The sequence below is a fragment of the Phytoactinopolyspora endophytica genome, assembly GCF_004138495.1.
Taxonomy (GTDB): Bacteria; Actinomycetota; Actinomycetes; order Jiangellales; family Jiangellaceae; genus Phytoactinopolyspora; species Phytoactinopolyspora endophytica.
Map to the genome: position 1 here is coordinate 37251 of NZ_ML142857.1, position 3652 is coordinate 40902.

3 protein-coding genes are annotated in these 3652 nt (G+C 67.7%); 2 read left to right on the top strand and 1 reads right to left on the bottom strand.

Going from position 1 to position 3652, the window contains the following annotated elements; genetic code table 11:
• Window positions 1–941: TAXI family TRAP transporter solute-binding subunit (locus ELR45_RS18045; RefSeq protein WP_129667788.1), on the bottom strand; the 941-nt coding region annotated here is incomplete at its 3' end.
• 464 nt (window positions 942–1405) lie between these two features.
• Here ELR45_RS18045 and ELR45_RS18050 point away from each other — a divergent pair.
• Window positions 1406–2941, top strand: coding sequence for an SLC13 family permease (locus tag ELR45_RS18050; RefSeq protein WP_129667635.1), 1536 nt, complete (start codon window positions 1406–1408; stop codon window positions 2939–2941).
• A 153-nt stretch (window positions 2942–3094) separates the two neighbouring features.
• A partial coding sequence (locus ELR45_RS38290) for a DUF6351 family protein (protein WP_205856814.1) occupies window positions 3095–3652 on the top strand: 558 nt, incomplete at its 3' end.

Sequence of the window (3652 nt, forward strand, 5' to 3'; positions counted from 1 at the left end):
GCGCCCGGGTGGAGCGGGATGGATCCGGTCGAGATGCCCGTACGGACGTTGATCTGCCATGCCTGCGGCACCGCCGCGGCGTCCGGCCGGTCGGTGGTGAGCACGCTCGCTCGGGTGAAGACCGTCTCGGTGACCACGCGGACGACGTCGGCGTCGAGGTCGGTGCGGGCCAGCAGCACGTTCGGAACCGCCACCGTCGGCGTGGCGCGTACGCCGTCGTACGCCGTGGCCGGGATCGTCGCCTGGATGTACGGGCCCGGGAAAGCGTCGGCAAGCGCCCCGGCCTGTGCCTCCAGCGAGATGAACCGTACGTCCTGCTCCGCCGCCAGTTCGCTGATCGCGGGTGTCGGGATACCGGTCAGGGAGAACTGTGCATCGATCTCGCCGGACGCCAGCGCCGCCGCGGAGTCGGCCTGGTCCAGGCGCACCCCGGTCACACTCACCCCGGCCAGTTCGACCAGGCGGCGGGTGGTGAACTCGGTGCCTGAGTCCCGCGCGCCAAAGGAGACGCGCCGGCCGTCGAGATCCCCGACGGTCCAGATCGGCGACTCTTTGAGTACCACCAGGTGCAGATAGCTGTCGTAGAGCCGGCAGAGCGCCGCGATGCCCTCCGGCGGCTCACCGTCCGGGCCGATCACCGCGTCCAGGCTGGACAGTCCGAGGTCCGCGGCAGCGGCCACGAGCATGCGGATGTTGTCCGTCGACGCTCTGCTCTGCACCGTCGTCACCGGCGTGTCGGGGAACCGCTCCGCGATCAGCTCCGCCAGCCCGCCCCCGATGCGGCGGTAGACCGCCCCGGCAGGACCCGTCGCGAGGCGAAGCTCGACCATGTCGACCTCATCGTCGCCGGAGCAGGCGACGATGGCGCCGCCGAACGCCAGCAGCACGGCACGTCGGCCGACCGTTCCTGCCCTATCCCGCGTAGACGTCCGGCTTCGCATGAGACGAGAGCATAGTTCCCGCCAGGTTCCTTGCCTCATGTAACGGATAGGGGTCGCGCGAATAGGGGCGCCGGTTAAGCGAGCGGGGCATCCGCGCCCGGCTCGCAAGGCGGAGGAGGGAGGCGCACTGGGGTGTGTGCGTCGACTGACGAGCAGCGCTGGGAGTTCGAAGACTCGGCATGCGGGTCCGAAGAACCTGGCGACTCCCTATTCGCGCGACCCCTAACCGCCTGAAACAGGCTTCAAACGTTACGCGAGGCCAGGAACCTTGCGCGAATCCAGGAACGCTAAGGCTCTGGAGATCGCGCGACCTCCTATGTCAGAGGAATCTGAAGTTTCGGCTGACGATCTTGTCCGGCCTGCTGCCCCTGTGAGCAGAATCACTGCACATCGCAGCTTCACGCATCGGACATCCCGCGGCGACTCAGCCGAAACGTCGCCGTCAGAGTCGAGGAGGCACAGTCATGGCCACGGAAACGGCCGGACAACCGAACACCCAGCCGGACGGCACATCCACGGAGACCGTCGAGGCCCGCACCCTCATGCGCAAGCGGATCGGCCTGCTCCTCGGCGTCGTCGTCGCCATCGCCACCTACCTCCTGCTGCCGGACACGCTCTCCACCGACGGCAAGATCACGGCAGCGATCGCCGTCGTGATGGCGCTGTGGTGGGCGACCGAGGCGATCCCGCTGGCCGCGACGGCGCTGCTGCCGCTTGTGCTGTTCCCGGTGCTGCAGGTCGCTGAGGCCTCCGACGTCGCCGCCCCGTACGCCAACGAGATCATCTTCCTGTTCATGGGCGGATTCATGCTGGCCTTGGCGATGCAACGGTGGAATCTGCACCGCCGCATCGCGCTGGCGATCGTCGCCGCGATCGGCACCAGCCCGGTCATGCTCATCGCCGGGTTCATGCTGGCCACCGGGTTCATCACGATGTGGGTCTCGAACACCGCCACGGCCGTCATGATGCTGCCGATCGGGCTGTCCGTGCTGGCGCTGGTCGGCCAGGACGGCAACGGCAGCAAGGGTGATCCGAACTTCGCCACCGCCCTGATGCTGGGCATCGCCTACGCGGCGTCGATCGGCTCGGTCGCCACGCTCATCGGCACCCCGCCGAACGCCCTGATGCGGGGTTACCTGTCGGAGACCCACGACATCACGGTCGGCTTCGGCCAATGGATGGCGGTCGGCGTACCACTGGCGGCCGTCTTCCTCGTCATCGCCTGGTTGGTGCTCACCAAGCTCGTCTATCCGCCCAAGATCACCGAGCTTGCCGGAGGGCGCGAGCTCATCCGCTCCGAGCTCCGAGCACTCGGGCCGATGTCGCGCGGCGAATGGACGGTCGCGGCGGTCTTCGCCACCGCCGCCACGTCGTGGGTGGTCATCCCGCTGCTCGAGGACAACGACTCCATCGCCGAGTCTCTCCCGATACTCACCTACATCTCCGACGGCGTGATCGCGATGGCCGTGGCCATCGCCCTGTTCCTGATCCCGGTCGACCGTAAGCGCGGCACACCGGCGCTCGACTGGGATACAGCAGTGCAGCTGCCATGGGGGATCCTGATCCTGTTCGGCGGCGGCCTGAGTCTGTCGTCGCAGTTCAGCGCATCCGGGCTGAGCGAGTGGATCGGCGAGCGCGTCGGCGCCTTCGACGACGTCCCGGTGTGGGTACTGATCCTGATCGTCGCCGGCCTGGTCCTGCTGCTGACCGAGCTCACCAGCAATACCGCGACCGCCGCGGTGTTCCTGCCGATCATGGGCGGGGTCGCCGTCGGCCTGGGGATGGACGTGATGATCCTGGTCGTGCCCACGGCGCTGGCTGCTTCGCTGGCGTTCATGCTCCCAGTCGCGACCCCGCCGAACGCGATCGCGTTCGGGTCCGGCTACATCAAGATCGGCCAGATGATCCGGGGCGGCGCCCTGCTCAACGTCGCCGCACTCGTGTTGATCCTGATCACGATGTACGCACTCGCCGGATGGGTCTTCGGGCTGAGTCTCTAAGAGGTCTCGCAGAATGGGGCGCCGGTGAAGCGATCGGGGCATCCGAGCCGGGATGCGGGGGCACGCGAATCAGGCGACTCCCATTCTGCGAGACCTCTAAAGCCGCTGTCCTCCATATCTGTCCCGCTCGCACCGTCCACAGAAAGGGATCGCATGTTCAAGTTCCGTTCCCGTTCAACGCGGTACGTCCTCGCCGGACCGCTGGCCTGCACCATGGTCGCGGCGCTGGCCGTGGCTCCGGCCACGACATCGGCCACCGCCTCGGACCCACCCGGCAACGCGGCGAGTCGCCCTGGCGACCTGGAGATCTCCACCCTCTCCGGCCGGCCGGACACCGTCACCGGCGGAGACACGCTAGTCCGCGTCGATGTCCCACGGTCGGTGCCGCTGCATCGGGTCACCGTCACGGCTGACGACGCGGATGTCACAGATGCGTTCGTCGCCGACAAGTCCGCCCGCACGCTGACCGGTCTGGTCGCCGATCTGCCCGACGGCGAGAGCACCATCGAAGCTCGCGGGCCGGGCCAGGTCAGCGAGCCGGCGCAGCTCAGCGTCACCAACCATCCCCGCACGGGTCCGGTGTTCTCCGGTCCGCATCAGCAGCCGTTCGCATGTGAGACGGAGAAGTTCAACGTCCCGGTGATCGGTGGAAACCTGGGAGCCCCGTTGGACGAGAACTGTTCGATAGAGCCGCGGGTGGACTACTTCTAC

What these genes read in the sequence shown, in the direction of transcription:
- ELR45_RS18050 (WP_129667635.1), top strand. Translation starts at nt 1,406, where the DNA reads ATGGCCACGGAAACGGCCGGACAACCGAACACCCAGCCGGACGGCACA.